The sequence below is a fragment of the Bradyrhizobium sp. Leaf396 genome (assembly GCF_001424605.1).
Classification (GTDB): Bacteria; Pseudomonadota; Alphaproteobacteria; order Rhizobiales; family Xanthobacteraceae; genus Bradyrhizobium; species Bradyrhizobium japonicum_C.
Genome location: NZ_LMQJ01000004.1, coordinates 313001 through 327611 on the forward strand (window position 1 = coordinate 313001; position 14611 = coordinate 327611).

The 14611-nt window shown below is 63.5% G+C and carries 13 protein-coding genes; 4 read left to right on the forward strand and 9 right to left on the reverse strand.

The window, feature by feature from the left end:
• Positions 1–177 precede the first annotated feature (177 nt).
• The 5 genes from ASG57_RS06335 to ASG57_RS06355 all read right to left on the reverse strand — a co-directional run bounded on the left by ASG57_RS06335 (position 178) and on the right by ASG57_RS06355 (position 7634).
• Positions 178–801, reverse strand: a complete 624-nt coding sequence (locus tag ASG57_RS06335; protein ID WP_024341421.1) for a flavin reductase family protein — start codon at positions 799–801, stop codon at positions 178–180.
• Between the two features lie 168 nt (positions 802–969).
• Complete coding sequence (locus ASG57_RS06340) at positions 970–1569, reverse strand: TetR/AcrR family transcriptional regulator (RefSeq protein WP_024341420.1); 600 nt, start codon at positions 1567–1569, stop codon at positions 970–972.
• A gap of 34 nt (positions 1570–1603) precedes the next feature.
• On the reverse strand, positions 1604–4741 hold the full coding sequence (locus tag ASG57_RS06345; RefSeq protein ID WP_024341419.1) for an efflux RND transporter permease subunit: 3138 nt from the start codon (positions 4739–4741) through the stop codon (positions 1604–1606).
• A gap of 222 nt (positions 4742–4963) precedes the next feature.
• Entirely contained in the window at positions 4964–6070 is a 1107-nt protein-coding gene (locus ASG57_RS06350; RefSeq protein ID WP_057195905.1) for an efflux RND transporter periplasmic adaptor subunit, read from the reverse strand.
• Between the two features lie 223 nt (positions 6071–6293).
• On the reverse strand, positions 6294–7634 hold the full coding sequence (locus ASG57_RS06355) for an MFS transporter (RefSeq protein ID WP_057195906.1): 1341 nt from the start codon (positions 7632–7634) through the stop codon (positions 6294–6296).
• A 77-nt stretch (positions 7635–7711) separates the two neighbouring features.
• Between ASG57_RS06355 and ASG57_RS06360 the strand changes: the two genes are divergently transcribed.
• Complete coding sequence (locus ASG57_RS06360; RefSeq protein WP_057195958.1) at positions 7712–8140, forward strand: ribosomal maturation YjgA family protein; 429 nt, start codon at positions 7712–7714, stop codon at positions 8138–8140.
• Between the two features lie 100 nt (positions 8141–8240).
• On the opposite strand, the gene ASG57_RS06365 is transcribed toward ASG57_RS06360, so the two are convergent.
• From ASG57_RS06365 to ASG57_RS06375, 3 genes are all read right to left on the reverse strand, one after another.
• A complete protein-coding gene (locus ASG57_RS06365; protein WP_057195907.1) occupies positions 8241–9401 on the reverse strand; it encodes a winged helix-turn-helix domain-containing protein in 1161 nt (386 codons plus the stop codon).
• 109 nt (positions 9402–9510) lie between these two features.
• A complete protein-coding gene (locus tag ASG57_RS06370; RefSeq protein WP_057195908.1) occupies positions 9511–9756 on the reverse strand; it encodes a hypothetical protein in 246 nt (81 codons plus the stop codon).
• A 121-nt stretch (positions 9757–9877) separates the two neighbouring features.
• Positions 9878–10114: a hypothetical protein gene (locus tag ASG57_RS06375; protein ID WP_057195959.1), complete on the reverse strand. Its 237-nt coding sequence runs from the start codon at positions 10112–10114 to the stop codon at positions 9878–9880.
• Positions 10115–10467: 353 nt separating this feature from the next.
• On the opposite strand from ASG57_RS06375, the gene ASG57_RS06380 reads away from it, so the two are divergent.
• Positions 10468–11109 carry an OmpA family protein gene (locus ASG57_RS06380; protein ID WP_024341412.1) on the forward strand — a complete coding sequence of 214 codons (642 nt, stop codon included), beginning with the start codon at positions 10468–10470 and terminating at the stop codon, positions 11107–11109.
• Between the two features lie 54 nt (positions 11110–11163).
• On the opposite strand, the gene ASG57_RS06385 is transcribed toward ASG57_RS06380, so the two are convergent.
• Complete coding sequence (locus ASG57_RS06385; RefSeq protein ID WP_057195909.1) at positions 11164–12594, reverse strand: phospholipid carrier-dependent glycosyltransferase; 1431 nt, start codon at positions 12592–12594, stop codon at positions 11164–11166.
• Positions 12595–12645: 51 nt separating this feature from the next.
• On the opposite strand from ASG57_RS06385, the gene ASG57_RS06390 reads away from it, so the two are divergent.
• Positions 12646–13347: a FecR family protein gene (locus ASG57_RS06390; protein ID WP_024341410.1), complete on the forward strand. Its 702-nt coding sequence runs from the start codon at positions 12646–12648 to the stop codon at positions 13345–13347.
• Between the two features lie 2 nt (positions 13348–13349).
• Complete coding sequence (locus tag ASG57_RS06395) at positions 13350–14501, forward strand: hypothetical protein (protein ID WP_057195910.1); 1152 nt, start codon at positions 13350–13352, stop codon at positions 14499–14501.
• Positions 14502–14611: the final 110 nt, after the last annotated feature.

Below are 14611 nucleotides of genomic sequence, written 5' to 3' on the forward strand. Positions count from 1 at the left end.
GCAGTTCCGGGAGGGGGAAGGTTGGCCGCACCGGTCCCCCACCGTAATTCCGGGGCTCGCGAAGGGCGAGCTATGGTGCGCAATTGCGCACCCGAGAATCCATCATACGGCGGAGGTTGGCGGGTGAATGGATTCCGGGCTCGCGCCTGGCGGCGCGCCCCGGAATGACGGAGTGGCCTAATCCGGCCGGATCATCTCGAACATGTTTTCCGGCTTGATCTCGAAATAGTCGCCGCGGCGGCCGGCGCGGACGATGGGGCGGGCCGCGGCGGTCTGGTAGACGCCGTCCTTGATCAGCGCCTTGTCGATGTAGACGGCGACGACCTCGCCGAGCGTCAGCCAGGCGTCGGCCTGCTTACCGTCGGCGCCCTTGAGGCGGACGATGTCGGACACCTTGCACTCGAAAGCGACGGGGCTCTCGCCGACGCGCGGCACGTTGACGAGCTTGCCGGGCACCGCGGTGAGCCCCGCGAGCTTGAACTCGTCGACCTCAGGAGCGACATGCGCGGCGGTCGCGTTCATGTGCTTGGCCAGATCCATGGTCGTGAGATTCCAGACGAACTCCCTGGTCTGCTCCATATTCGAGACCGTGTCCTTCCAGTTGGTGGAGGAGAAGCCGATGATGGGCGGCACGTAGCAGAACGCATTGAAGAAGCTGTAGGGCGCCAGATTGACGTGGCCCTTGGCGTCGCGGGAGGAGATCCAGCCGATCGGCCGCGGCGCGATGATGGCGTTGAAGGGATCGTGCTTCAGGCCGTGGCCCTTGGAGGGCTCGTAGAAATACAGGTCTTTATCGGTCACGCGCTTGCTTCTCCGTACTCGTCATTGCGAGCGCAGCGAAGCAATCCAGAATCCCTCCTTAGGAACAGCCTGGATTGGCTTCGCTGCGCTCGCAATGACGGGGTTTGTTGATCCGTCCTTGCCCGCCACGGGCAGCAATTCGCTTATAGGAGAAATTGCCCCGCCCCGTCAGTGGCGCGGCGACAGACCGGTGATGACGAAATCGATCATCTGGTCGATGGTCGGGCCGGGCTTGGTGGCGCACTGGGCGATCATCTGGGGGTGGAAGAAGCGCATCATCGCGGTGCACGAGCAGAGCGCAGCCAGTTGCAGGTCGGGCGCCTCAAACTCGCCGGAGGCGACGCCTTGCGCGATCATTTGGCCGACGACGCCGGCGATACACTCCATATGATTGACGCAGACCTGCCAATCCTCCTGCATCGCGATCTCGACCATCTCGTGCAGCTTGTTGTCACCGACATAGCGCTCGGTGTTCATGCGGTGGATGGTGGTGAGCAACTCGCGAAAGCGCTCCCTGACCGGCCCGGGCTTTGCGACGATCCGCTGGGCCTCAAGCTCGACCTCGCCCATCAGCGAGCGTGCCACCGCCTGATGGATCGCCTTCTTCGATTCGAAGAAGCGATAGACGTTGGCGGGGCTCATCCGGAGCTCCTTGGCGATATCGCCGACCGTGGTCTTCTGGTAGCCGATCTGGCGGAACAGCCGCTCGGCCACCTCGAGAATACGGTCCCGGGTGTCGCCTTCGATATGTTCCGCAACCAGTGTCATCTGTCAGGACTCGTCAATCTGCACTTCATCTCACTTATTCAGCCGCTTCAGCAAGCGGAATTGCCGGATGTTCATCGCTGCCATGCTGCGACGCGGCAGGCTGTTCGACTGAACCAGCCTCGTCCAGGCTCTTCCTGAACCACAGCGCATAGAGGCCCGGCAGGTACAACAGCGTGAGGAAGGTCGCGACGAACAGGCCGCCCATGATGGTGATCGCCATCGGGCCCCAGAAGGCCGAGCGAGTCAGCGGGATCATGGCGAGAATGGCGGCCAGCGCCGTCAACACCACCGGACGGGCGCGGCGGACCGTGGCCTCCACGATCGCCTCGCGCCGGGTCAGGCCGTGCGAGACGTCGGTCTCGATCTGGTCGACCAGGATGACCGTGTTGCGCATGATCATGCCGGCGAGCGCGATCAGCCCGAGCAGCGCAACGAAACCGAACGGCGCGTTGGCGACGTTGAGGCCAAGCGAGGCGCCGACGATGCCGAGCGGCGCGGTCAGGAACACCAGGATCAGGCGCGAGAAGCTCTGCAGCTGGATCATCAGCAGCGTCAGCATCACCATGACCATCACCGGGAAGAGGATGAAGATCGAGGCATTGCCCTTGGCGGATTCCTCGAACGCGCCGCCCGGCTCGATCCGGTAGGCCGGCTCGAGGTGATCCATGATCGGCTTCAGCTTCGGCGTGATCTGGTTGGTGACATCGGGCGCCTGCACGCCGTCGACGACGTCGGAGCGCACGGTGATCGCCATGTCGCGGTTGCGCCGCCACATGATCGGCTCTTCGTGGGCATACTCGATCCTGGCGATCTGCTGCAGCGGCACGGCCACCCCGTTGCGCGATGTGATGGTGAGATCGCCGACGCCGCCGAGGTCGAGGCGCTCGGACGGGATCGCACGGGCCACCACGCCGACCTTCTCGATGCCGTCCCGCACGGTCGTGACCTGCGAACCCGAGATCAGCATCGCCAGCGCCTGCGAGACGTCCTGAGGAGTCAGGCCCATGGCGCGGGCGCGGTCCTGGTCGACGACGAGCTTGAGGTAGGGCGACTGTTCGTTCCAGTCGAGCTGGACGTCCTTGACGCTCTTGTTCTGGCGCATGACGTCGCGGACCTGGTAGGCGATTTCGCGCACCTTGTTGGCATCCGGGCCGATCACACGGAACTGCACGGGGAAGCCCACCGGCGGGCCGAAATTGAAGCGGTCGACGCGAACGCGCGCCTCTGTCAGCATGCCATCGGCGACCGCATTCTCGATCTTGGCCTTGATGCGCTCGCGTGCCTCGACGCCCTTGGCGACGATCACGATCTCGGCGAAGGCCTCGTTCGGCAGTTGCGGATTGAGGCCGAGCCAGAAGCGCGGCGAGCCCTGGCCGACATAGGACGTGTAGGTCTCGATGTCCTTGTCGTCCTTCAGCAGCGTCTCGGCCTTCTTCACCGCCTTCTCGGTGACGTTGAAAGCGGTGCCCTCGGGCAGGCGGAGCTGGAAGAACAGCTCGGGTCGCTCCGACAGCGGGAAGAACTGCTGCTGGACCTGGCCGAAGCCGACGATCGAGGCCACGAAGACGCCGACGGTCGCCACCACCACGGTGATGCGATGGTTGACGCACCATCGCACGATGGCGCGCAGGCCCCGATACATGCGGGTCTCGTAGACCGCATGCGGATCGTGGTTGTGATGCGCCTTCATGTCGGGCAACAGCTTGACGCCGATATAGGGGGTGAAGATCACCGCCACGAACCAGGACGCGACCAGCGCGATCGCCACGATCCAGAAGATGCTGCCGGCATATTCGCCGACCGCTGAATTGGCGAAGCCGATGGGGAGGAAGCCAGCGGCCGTCACCAGCGTTCCCGTGAGCATCGGAAACGCAGTCGATTCCCAGGCAAAGGACGCCGCGCGCATGCGGTCCCAGCCCTGCTCCATCTTCACCACCATCATCTCGACCGCGATGATGGCGTCGTCGACGAGCAGGCCGAGCGCTATGATCAGCGCGCCGAGCGTGATGCGATGCAGGTCGAGCGACATCGCGTTCATGACGATGAAGACGATACCGAGCACGAGCGGCACCGACAGCGCAACCACGATGCCGGTGCGCCAACCAAGCGCCAGGAACGAGACGAACAGCACGATGACGAGCGCCTCCATGAAGGAGCGCACGAACTCGCCGACGGCGTGCTCGACCACCTTGGGCTGGTCGGCGATCAGCTTGACATCGATGCCCTGCGGCACGGCCTTCATGAAGTCGGCCGTCGCCTTCTCGACCTCCTTGCCGAGATCGAGGATGTTGGCGCCCTTGGCAGTGACGACGCCGATGCCGATCGCCGGCTTGCCTTCCTGCCGCACGACGAAGCTGGGCGGATCGACGTAGCCGTGAGTGACGGTGGCGATGTCGCCGAGGCGGAACACGCGGCCGTTGCTCTCGACCGGCGTCTCGGCCACGGCCTTGGCGCCGTCGAGCGCGCCGGTGACGCGCAGCGGCACGCGCTGCGAGGAGGTCTCGACCGTACCGGCCGGGGTCACGTTGTTCTGCTTGGCGAGCGAATCGAACAGCGCCTGCGGCGTGATGCCGAGCGTGGCAAGCTTGGCATGGCTGAACTCGACGAAGATGCGCTCGTCCTGATTGCCGTAGACGTCGACCTTGGTCACGCCCGGCACCTTCAGCAGTCGCTGACGGAATCCTTCCGACACCTTTTTGAGCTGGGCATAGTCGGCGCCGTCCCCGGTCATCATGTACAGGATGGAATCGACGTCGGAGAACTCGTCGTTGACGACGGGACCCAGAATCCCCGCAGGCAACTGGCCCTGCACGTCGACCAGCTTCTTGCGCAGGAGATAAAAGAGATAAGGCACGTCCTTCGGCGGCGTGTTGTCGCGGAAGGTGACCTGGAGCGCGGTGAAGGCGGGCTTGGAATAAGTCTGCACCTTCTCGAAATAGGGCAGCTCCTGGATCTTCTTCTCGATGGGATCGGCGACCTGGGTCTGCATCTCCTGCGCGGTCGCGCCCGGCCAAATCACGGAGACGTTGACCACCTTCACCGTGAAGAACGGATCCTCGGCGCGGCCGAGCTTCTGATAGGAGAAGAAGCCGGCGGCACCGAGCACGATCATCAGAAAGAGAACCAGCGTCTGATGGCTCACGGCCCAGGCCGAAAGGTTGAAGCGCTTCATCGCTCTCTCCGAAAGACGATCCAGTTGCAAAAACGACAGCCGCTCTGTTCAAACCGTCATCGCGAGGCAGCGAAGCAACCCAGGGGGCTGGGCAGGTTCTGGATCGCTTCGCCGCTTCAGCCCCAGCATTTGCGCTCGGGCCGAAACTCGCCTTGCAAGGACGGAACTTACTCTTCACGTCATTCCGGGCGCCCCGCAGGGCGGGCCCGGAATGACGGGTAGTTAGAAAGACAACGACGACACGATCCGCACCCGCTGACCGGGATCGAGCTTCTGAACGCCGAGTGCGACGATCTTGGCGCCCTCTTCCACGCCGCCGGTGATGACGACGTCCTTGCTTTCATAGGACTTCACCATGACCGGCTTCAGCGAGACGTTCCCATTGTCGTCGACGACGTAGAAGGAGGGCTTGCCGCCTTCGTTGAACAGCGCCGACAGCGGCAGTCTCGCGACCCGCTCGGTCGCGGCATCCGACAGCGTCAAGGTCGCCGTCATGCCGAGCGAGACCTTGTCGTCCGCCTCGGGCAGCGAGAACTTCGCCAGATAGGTGCGGGTGGCCGGATCGGCGGCAGGCGCGATCTCGCGCAGCTTCGCCGCATACTTCTTGTTCGGCTCGGACCAAAGAGTGACGCTGGCGACGCCCGACTTGGCGCGTCCGACCAGCGTCTCAGGGATCGCGACGACCGCTTCCTTTTCGGCAAAGCGGGCGACACGGATCGAAGCCTGGCCCGCGGCAACCACCTGGCCGGGCTCGATCAGCGTTGCGGTGACGACGCCGCGGGCGTCGGCAGCGAGCGTCGCGTAGGAAAGGGAATTCTTGGTCAACTCGACCGAGCGCTCGGCCCGATTGAGGCGCGCACGGGCTTCATCGGCGGCAGCGCGGCTTGAATCCAGCTGCGCATCGGTGGTCCAACCCTTGGCCTTCAGATCCTTGGCACGCTGCTCGGCTGCAGCAGCCTGGGCCAGAACGCCGGTGGCGGCGGTCTGCTCGGCGACGGCCTGCTCAGCCTGCAGCTTCAGGTCGACCTCATCGAGGGTCGCGAGCGGCTGGCCGACTTCAACGGTCTGGCCGACCTCGACCAGGCGTTTGGCGACCTTGCCGGCGACGCGGAAGCCGAGATCGCTCTCGATGCGCGGCCTGATGGTGCCGACAAAGCTGCGCTCCGGCGTTTCGGCATTATAATTCGCGGTCGCCACCAGAACCGGACGCGGCGGCTCAGCCTTCTCGGCGACGGTATCATTGCACCCGGTCAGCACAGCGGCCATCAGGGCGAGCGACACTCCCGCCAACAGCCTGGAATAGCTCGATAAAACCGACCTGACGAACATCGGCGAACACTCCTGCTTCTCAACTGCAGGAACTGTCAACTAACTAGTGACGAAAGTCAATAATCGTCAGTCATCAGGAATGCGTGATCGTTAAGGGGTGGTGGGATTGAGAAGCCACGTCGAAAAGGTCCCATTGCAGGGACGGGCAAGGTGTGGCGTCAGCTTGCGAAGGAGATGAGGTGGCATGGCGCACAAAGAGCGCGTTTTCCACCTCCGGACATTCCTACCGCCCGTGGCCAGCGAACTCGTGCTTGCTGTCGTGGCCGCCGACGAAGACCAGGAGGCCGGCGATCAGGGGCAGCACCGCGAGCACCAGCAGGCCCGTCGAGGTCTGGCCAGTGGCTTCCTTGACCCAGCCGATCAGGTACGGTCCGCCGAAGCCGGCGAGATTGCCGATCGAGTTGATCAGGGCGATCCCGCCGGCCGCGGCCGTGCCGGACAGCCAGGCGGTCGGCAGGGTCCAGAACACGCCGAAGCAGCAGAACACGCCGATCGCGGCCACCGTCAGCGCCACCATCGTGAGCGTCGGATTCGCGAGATATGAAGAGATGCCGAGCGCAACCGCGGTGAGCAGCAAGGGCGCGCCGACATGCATCACGCGCTCGCGCGTCGCATCCGAATGCCGCGCCCACAAGATCATGGCGATGGTGCCGAACAGATAGGGAATCGCCGTGACGAAGCCGGTCTGCGCGTTGGTGAGGCCGAACGCCTTGACGATCTGCGGCAGCCAGAACTGCATGCCATAGAGCGCGCCGACGAAGCCGAAATAGATCAGGCTGAGCGCGATCACCTTCGGCGAAGACAGCGCTTCACCGAGCGAGAAATGCTTCACCGCCTGCTTGGCCGCGATTTCCGAGTCGAGCTTGGCCTTGAGCCACGCCTTCTGCTCGGCCGAAAGCCAGTCCGCCTTCTCCGGCTTGTCGGTGAGATAGAACCAGGTGACGATGCCGAGCAGCACGGACGGGATGCCCTCGATGATGAACAGCCACTGCCAGCCCTTCAGCCCCATCATGCCGTCAAGCCCGAGCAAGAGGCCCGAGATCGGCGCCCCGATCACGGTCGAGACCGGCACCGCAATGGCGAAAGCTGCGAGGAAGCGGGCGCGATATTCGGCCGGATACCAATAGGTGAGATAGAGAATGATGCCGGGGAAGAAGCCGGCCTCGGCGACGCCGAGCAGGAAGCGCAGGACATAGAAGCTGGTGACACCGCTGACCATGGCCATCAGAGCGGAGATGATGCCCCAGCTCACCATGATGCGGGCGATCCAGCGGCTCGCGCCGAACTTCTCAAGAGCCAGGTTGCTCGGCACCTCGAAGATGAAATAGCCGATGAAGAAGATGCCGGCGCCCCAGGAGAAGATCAGTGGCGTGAACTTCAGATCCGCATTCATGGTCAGCGCGGCGAAGCCAAGATTGACGCGGTCAAGATAGGAGAAGAAGTAGGCCAGAACCAGGAATGGAATCAGGCGCCAGGAGATCGCACGGATGGTCGAGGTCTCGATGTCGCTCTTGTTGGCGTTCTTGGCACCGCCGGCGGAACCGGCGTAAGTGGTTTGGCTCATGGCTTCCCCCGTTGTTGCTTTTCTAGGGCTGAGCGGCGGTTTTGAGCATCGCGAGCAAAGAGTCAATGGAGCAAGCAATGCGCGTAGCGCAGCCGGATAGACCTGTCGCGCTGCTCCGGAGATCGCTGGTCCGCGCCATCCTTGCGCTCGCAGTGATCGTCTGCGGGCTCAGCTTGCGCTGGTACGGTTTCCCGCTCGGCCTGCCCGCCTTCATCGTGAAGTACGGCGGCTCGCTGTTGTGGGCGACGATGGTGTTCTTGCTGGTCGGGGTGTTGCTGCCGCGGCTGACGGGAAGCGGTCTTGCGGCGATCGCAGCCGCCATCGCCATCGCCGTCGAGTTCTCCCGGCTGGTTCACACGCCATGGCTCGATGCATTCAGGCTCAGCACGGCCGGCGCGCTGCTGCTCGGGCGCATCTTCTCGCTATGGAATCTGGTGGCCTACGCGATCGGGATTCTCTTCGGAATCTTCATCGATCGGCTCGTTGCGAAGCGTCGGGCGAGCTAGCGTTCGCCGCAGCTCCAAAAGCAAAGGCAACTCGCTTCCTCGGTCTGTGCGGATACAAGCGCTCGCGGAATACGCTTTGCCAATCCACCTGCAATCTAGCTCACTCTGCCAATTGAAATCGCTCGAAACGATCGAGCTCGTCCTCGATCACACGCTTCAGCTCCTTGCGCCGTCCCGTCTTCCTGCCCTCGCCGACCCACGTCCATTTCTGCATCAACAGCTTCTTGTTCTGCCGGTCGGTCTTGAGGTCGAGCGCAGCTACGATCTCGTCGCCGACCAGCACGGGCAGCGCGAAGTAGCCGAGCTTGCGCTTGGCCTTCGGCACATAGGCTTCGAACAGATGATTGTAGCCGAAGATCAAATTGGTGCGCTTGCGCTGAATGATCAGCGGATCGAACGGCGAGAGGATGTGGACGAGATCGGACGGCACCTCATGCGGCTCCAGCGCAGCGGGCGGGCCCCAATGCTCCTGCTTGCCGGCTCCCTCGACCGTAACAGGCACGAGCTCGCCGCGGCGGACGCGCGACGCGATCAGGCGCGCGACCGGTTTCTTGCTCGGTGCGTCGAGATAACAGATCGAATCGAGGCTGACCACGCCCTGCGAGCGCAGCGCGCGGTCGAGCAGATAGGCGGTCGTCTCCCTTGCCGATGCCGGCTTCGGCAGCTTGTCCCAGCCGAAATGCCGCGTCATCAGCTCATAGGTCTTGAGCATGCCCTGTCGCTCGCTGATGGTGACGGCGCCGGTATAGAAGGCAAGCTGCAAGGCGCGCTTCGAGGGCTTGCGGCTCTGCCACAAATGCTCCTTCTCGACGAGCACATCGTCGTCGATGTCGCGGATCGTCAGCGGACCGCCGCGCACCAGCCGCATCACCTTGCGCGTGTCCGCCGGCTTCACCGAAGCGAACCATTTGTGCCCCTCGCGCCGGTGCTCGCGCATCGCCGGCAGGAAGAAGCGGAAGTCGCTCGCCGGCACGTAGGACAGCGCATGGGTCCAGTATTCGAACACGCTTTTGTCGACGCTCTGGGCTTGGCGAAGATCGGCGCGTCGGTAGGCCGGGATCCGGCTGAACAGGATATGGTGATGGCAGCGCTCGATGACGTTGATCGTGTCGATCTGCACATAGCCGAGATGCGCGACCGCGTCCGCGACGGCCTGCGCGCCTTCACCAAAAGGGATTCGCTCGTCCAGTCGCTGGGCATGCAGCCAGATCTGCCGAGCCTGTGTGGTTGTGAGCGGAAGCGGTTTGGGCGTGCGGGACATTGCAGGGACAATGTAGCGGGATTCGCGCCGAGGCAAAGAAGCATGGACACGAAAAAGCCGCGCTGCCATCTGCTGCCAGCGCGGCCATCACGCGTGAAATCGGCGGAAGCTACTTCATCGCCATCGCCTTCTCGGCGTTCATGTAGTGCTTGCAGGCGCCGCGCATGTTGCCTTTGCTCATGTCGGAATTGGCCGAGGCCATCGACTTCCTCGCTGCGACCTTGCCCGGCGTGTCTTCGCCACCCATCCCGGCAACGAGCTTTGCCATGTTTGCACTGGTGCACGCCATCTTGGCAGCCGATGCGGGAGTCAGAGCGAGTGCCACGAATGCCGTCGCGAGCAATAGGGTCTTCATCAAATTTTCTCCTCAAGAAATGAAGCCGGCCTGATGCCGGCCACCGCACCGGACATTCTTCAGCGACAAGTTTATCAAGGAGAAGACATTTTCGTTGCTGCGTCGCCGTACTAGCCCGCTTTCAGCGTGCGGCTTTTGGGCGCTCCTCGACGCTGCCGGTCGCAACATCAGGCTCACAGGAGGCCTTGCCGCGTCCCTCGGACTGGCAGCGATAGACCTCGCCGGTGAGACGATCGACCAGCCACATATTTTCCTCGTTGGGCGCCCCCAGCCCGACATAGCGGGAGGTCAGGCCCGTGATCAGCGTGGACAGCAGGATCGCCACTGCGATCATCGCCGCCCCGACGTAGATCGGCATCGAGCTCACGAACACTGTCCGATCCGGCGGGGCGCTGCGATGGAACGGGTAGTCACTTGGCCTCGGCACTGGACGGAACTCAGCTCCTGTCGCGGACGAATTGTCAAAGGATCTAAGTACGATAGCCGGGTTTCTGGACGAATTCTTGTTCTGGAGCGGGCTGCGAGGCGACGCCTTTGCGACGAACGCGGGTCTCAAAGGCTCCTCGATCCGACCTGACGCGCAGAGTGTCGAAACAGATCGATGTCTCAGTCCGACGATATGAATGTGACAAGGATCACATCTATGCCTTTGAACCTGCCCTAGGCTCACAGCATCAAATCGCCATCAGGCGTAGCAGCGAGGATATGACAATGACCCGTTTTGATAAGTTCTTTGGACTGAAGGCGATGACTCTGACAGCCGCGCTGTCGATGACGGCGAGCCTGGCCATGGCTGGCGACAACAACGTCTCCACCGACAAGATCCTGGATGCCCTGAAGCCCAAACCGGCGACCCGCGGCCTGTCCGTGGGCCCGCAGACCGATACGACCGTGCAGGCCAAGGAGGCAACATTCCTGAACACCGTGCGCAACCGACCGACCCGATCGTTGTCGATGGGCGAGCGGGAGCAGATCGCCGAGCTCGCGGCGACCAAGCCGAAGATCGATCTGGAGATCCAGTTCGACTACAACTCGGCTGACATCGCCAAGACCTCGATGGCCTCGGTGCAGGCGCTCGGCAAGGCCCTGTCCGATCCGGCACTCAAGGGCTCGACCTTCGTGGTCGCCGGCCACACCGACGCCACCGGCGGCGAAGAGTACAATCAGGGCCTCTCCGAGAGGCGCGCCGACACCATCAAGAAGTACCTGGTGCAGAACTACGGCCTCAACGGCAACGATCTGGTCACCGTCGGTTACGGCGAGACCAAGCTGAAGGATGCCGCCAACGGCGCAGACGCGGTCAACCGCCGCGTCCAGGTCGTGAACATGGAGACCAAGACCGCGTCCAAGTGAGGCGCGGCCATCGTGCAAGACACGCCGCCTGCCGCAGCCCGGCAGGCGGCGATGTCATATCCAGCTCTGGAACAGCATCAGCCGGTTGAAGCTCTTCATCGACGCGCCGATGAAGGCTGCGGAAATCGGCAGCATGACTGCAAAGCCAGCCGCAGCGACGCCGACATAGGCCCACAGCAGCCAGCGCGGCATTCCGTGCCGGCGCAGCACGTAGACGAGGGCGAGGGAGGCCGCCGTCGCGGCCGGCAGATAGTAATAGATGAAGCCCAGCGTGCGCGGCAGCAAGGCCCAGGCAAGCCAGGGGCCGAAATAGAATGCTGCGATCAGGAACGCGTCCCAGCGGCGCGCGACGATGAAATCCCGCAGCACGATGATGAGCGCGAGCAGCGCCGGCCAAAGCACCAGCGGATTGCCGAGGAAGACGATGGCAGCGACGTTGTCCTCTGCGGTCTTGTCGAACAGGAACCAGACCGGGCGCGCGAGCAGCGGCCAGGATGGCCATGAACTCATATAGGTGTGGCCGGCGATCGCGGTCGTCGTGTTGTCGACAAAGATGCGCCGCTGCGCCTCGAACAAATCCGGCAGCGACAATCCATTGAGCGGAACGAACGCTGCAAGATACGTCAGCGCCGGCAGGATCGCGAAGCAGAGCGCGAGATGATGCAGCTTCAAGCCGCGCCACAGCTCGGGCCGATACCAATCGTCCGGCCTCGCGTCCGCGAACAGCGTGCGCCAGCCCTGCATCAGGCGGATCACCGCGACAATGACGATGCAGACGCCAAGCGGAAACAAGCCGCTCCATTTGCACGCCGCAGCAAGTCCGAACAGAGCGCCTGCCGCGGCAAACATCGTCTGCGGCCGCTCTCGTCGAAAGCCATGCATGAAGGCGGCGGTCGCCAGCAGGCCGAAGCCGAGCGCAAAAATGTCGAGCATGGCGATGCGTGCCTGCACGTACAGCATCTGGTTGAGACCGGCGATCAGCGCGGCCGCGATCGCGGGCCCTCGTGCCGAGAACAGCGCGAGGCCGCACAGATAGATCGCGACGATCGCCAGTGCACCGAACAACGTCGCGGGATAACGCCAGCCGAGCGCGTTGTCGCCGAAGGCCGCGATGGATGCCGCCATCAGCTCCTTGGCTAGCGGCGGATGCATCGGGTTGAGCATCGGCTGCGACATCACAGGCGCCAGCATCTGCCGCGCCGCCGGCACATAATGCACCTCGTCGAAGACGAACTTCTCCGGCGTGGTGAGGCCGATCAGCAGCGCCAGATGCGCGATCAGGAAAATCGCGACAGCGATTACTGCGCTCCGCGACAATCTTGGAACTGCGATCGATTCAAGAGGCTGCTGTGGGGATGTTTTGCGTGGCAAATTTGCGTCACCGCGGGACAAAAGTAAGTGTTGTGTTTTCATTGAACGCATTCTGCCGCAACTGTCACTAAGCATAGCGCACGTCCCGCGCCGCTTGTGATAATTCCGCCACATCGCAAGCGCGCGCGATCCGGTACGATCAGGGACACATCGATCGGTTGCGAAATGAATTTGCGTTTTTGGCTTTTCTCCATCCTGTCGTCGGCCGCATTGTGCACAGCGTCTGCTGCACCGGCGCAGACACGCGTCGGCCAGGCCGTCGTGATTCAGAACGAAGTGGTGCGCGTCGCCGCAACCACGACGCCGATCAACGTCGGCGACAGCATGCTGCGCGATGAGACCGTACGCACCGGTGCCGACAGCGCGGCACGTTTCGTGATGGCCGACAGCACCAACCTGTCGCTCGGGCCGAGTGCCACGCTGAAGCTCGATCGTACCGTCTTCAACGACGAGCACAGCTATCGCGACGTCGCAATCCGCATGACCACCGGCGCATTCCGCTTTGTCACTGGCAACTCCGACAAGGCCGCCTACAAGATCACCACGCCGCTCGCGACCATCGGCGTGCGCGGCACCACGCTCGACATTCTCTCGCAGCGCGGACGCTCCGTGGTCGTGCTTCAGGACGGCGCAGCCAGCGTCTGTACGAGAAGCGGCCAATGCGTGCAGCTCACCCAGCCCGGCGAGACCGCGGTCATCACCTCGACCGGCGGCAAGGTCAGCATCACCAAATCCAACACGCCGCCCTGGACCTTTGCCGCCAACTGCGCCGCGAGTGCGGGGCTGTGCGCGGTCAACCAGTACGCCGACGCCTCGCCGACCATCACGCCCGCCGTCCAGGACGACGGCATGCTGTGCGGACGCTGACGATGGCAAAGTTGAACGTCCGGCGCCTCATCCTTGCCGTTGCACTGACCGCAACTGCGGCCTTTGCGCTTGCCACGCTCGATGCCCGCCCGGCGGCTGCGCAGGAATCGGAGTGCGGGTCCGAGTGCGAACCAAATCCCACTCCGTCCCCAACCTATTCTCCGTCACCGTCTCCGTCACCTACTCCGACTCCCTCCCCGTCACCGAGCCCCTATCCGGCGCCTTCACCGAGCCCGTATCCTCCGCCGTCAGGACCGACCGGCGCCGATTCGAGCGGCAATTCGATCGGCGGGCTTGCCAATCAGCGTTTCAACCAGATGATCACCAACCGGGTGCTTGGCACGGTGCTGCTCGGCGTCAACGAGCAGATCAATTGCGGCGACTGCGTCAGCGCGTTCGGCTCGGCCGGCTCGTTCTCGGCCGGCGTCCACGGCCGCAAGGCGCTCACCAACAATCTGTCACTGCTCGCCGGCATCGCCTACACGCACTACGATGGGGGCGGCTACAAGATCACCAGCGCACCGATCGGCGCTTTCGCACTGCGCTACGACTTCACCGATTGGGGCTCGTCGCGCCCGTTCTTCGACGTCGGCGCAATCCTGACGCCGTGGGAGAAGGCACGTTACACGCGCAGCTATGACACCAGTCTCGGCCCGGTGAGCGTAACCAGTTCGACCAATGCCTCCAATTATGCCGTCTACGGCCGCGCCGGCTGGATCAGCCGCCTGTCGCCGCGCGACGAGGTCGCAGCCTCGATCGAAGTCTGGCAGCTCTGGCAACGCGTCTCCGGCTACAGCGACAGCGCCGTGGCATTCAATCCGTTCGATGCCAGCATCGCTGATGGCACCGACCGCACCAGCCTCGTCAAGATCGGCGGGCAGTGGACGCATCTGTTCGGCAGCAACATCGAGACCAACATCAATGGCGGGTGGGTGCAGTCATTCGCCAGCCACAGCGGAATCGTCGCGACCGTGATCGGGAACGGCACGGTGGTGCCGACCATGGGCAACCAGGGCTGGTTCGAATATGGCGGCCGCCTTGGCTTCCGCGTGCAGAAGGGCTGGATCGTGGATCTCTTCGCCAACGGCACGCTCGGTCCACAGCCGGTCGGTAACACCATTCATGGCGGCGTGGGGTTGCGGATCAATTACTAGCAGCGAGGCTTCGCCTCACACCCGCCGTCATGCCACGGCTTGACCGGGGCATCCGGAACGCCGCAACCATCCGCTCAATCACTGCCGTCTTGGAGTACTGGATCGCCCGG

What these genes read in the sequence shown, in the direction of transcription:
- ASG57_RS06340 (WP_024341420.1), bottom strand. Translation starts at nt 1,569, where the DNA reads ATGACACTGGTTGCGGAACATATCGAAGGCGACACCCGGGACCGTATT.
- ASG57_RS06345 (WP_024341419.1), bottom strand. Translation starts at nt 4,741, where the DNA reads ATGAAGCGCTTCAACCTTTCGGCCTGGGCCGTGAGCCATCAGACGCTG.
- ASG57_RS06350 (WP_057195905.1), bottom strand. Translation starts at nt 6,070, where the DNA reads ATGTTCGTCAGGTCGGTTTTATCGAGCTATTCCAGGCTGTTGGCGGGA.
- ASG57_RS06355 (WP_057195906.1), bottom strand. Translation starts at nt 7,634, where the DNA reads ATGAGCCAAACCACTTACGCCGGTTCCGCCGGCGGTGCCAAGAACGCC.
- ASG57_RS06360 (WP_057195958.1), top strand. Translation starts at nt 7,712, where the DNA reads ATGCGCGTAGCGCAGCCGGATAGACCTGTCGCGCTGCTCCGGAGATCG.
- ASG57_RS06365 (WP_057195907.1), bottom strand. Translation starts at nt 9,401, where the DNA reads ATGTCCCGCACGCCCAAACCGCTTCCGCTCACAACCACACAGGCTCGG.
- ASG57_RS06370 (WP_057195908.1), bottom strand. Translation starts at nt 9,756, where the DNA reads ATGAAGACCCTATTGCTCGCGACGGCATTCGTGGCACTCGCTCTGACT.
- ASG57_RS06375 (WP_057195959.1), bottom strand. Translation starts at nt 10,114, where the DNA reads ATGCCGATCTACGTCGGGGCGGCGATGATCGCAGTGGCGATCCTGCTG.
- ASG57_RS06380 (WP_024341412.1), top strand. Translation starts at nt 10,468, where the DNA reads ATGACCCGTTTTGATAAGTTCTTTGGACTGAAGGCGATGACTCTGACA.
- ASG57_RS06385 (WP_057195909.1), bottom strand. Translation starts at nt 12,594, where the DNA reads ATGTGGCGGAATTATCACAAGCGGCGCGGGACGTGCGCTATGCTTAGT.
- ASG57_RS06390 (WP_024341410.1), top strand. Translation starts at nt 12,646, where the DNA reads ATGAATTTGCGTTTTTGGCTTTTCTCCATCCTGTCGTCGGCCGCATTG.
- ASG57_RS06395 (WP_057195910.1), top strand. Translation starts at nt 13,350, where the DNA reads ATGGCAAAGTTGAACGTCCGGCGCCTCATCCTTGCCGTTGCACTGACC.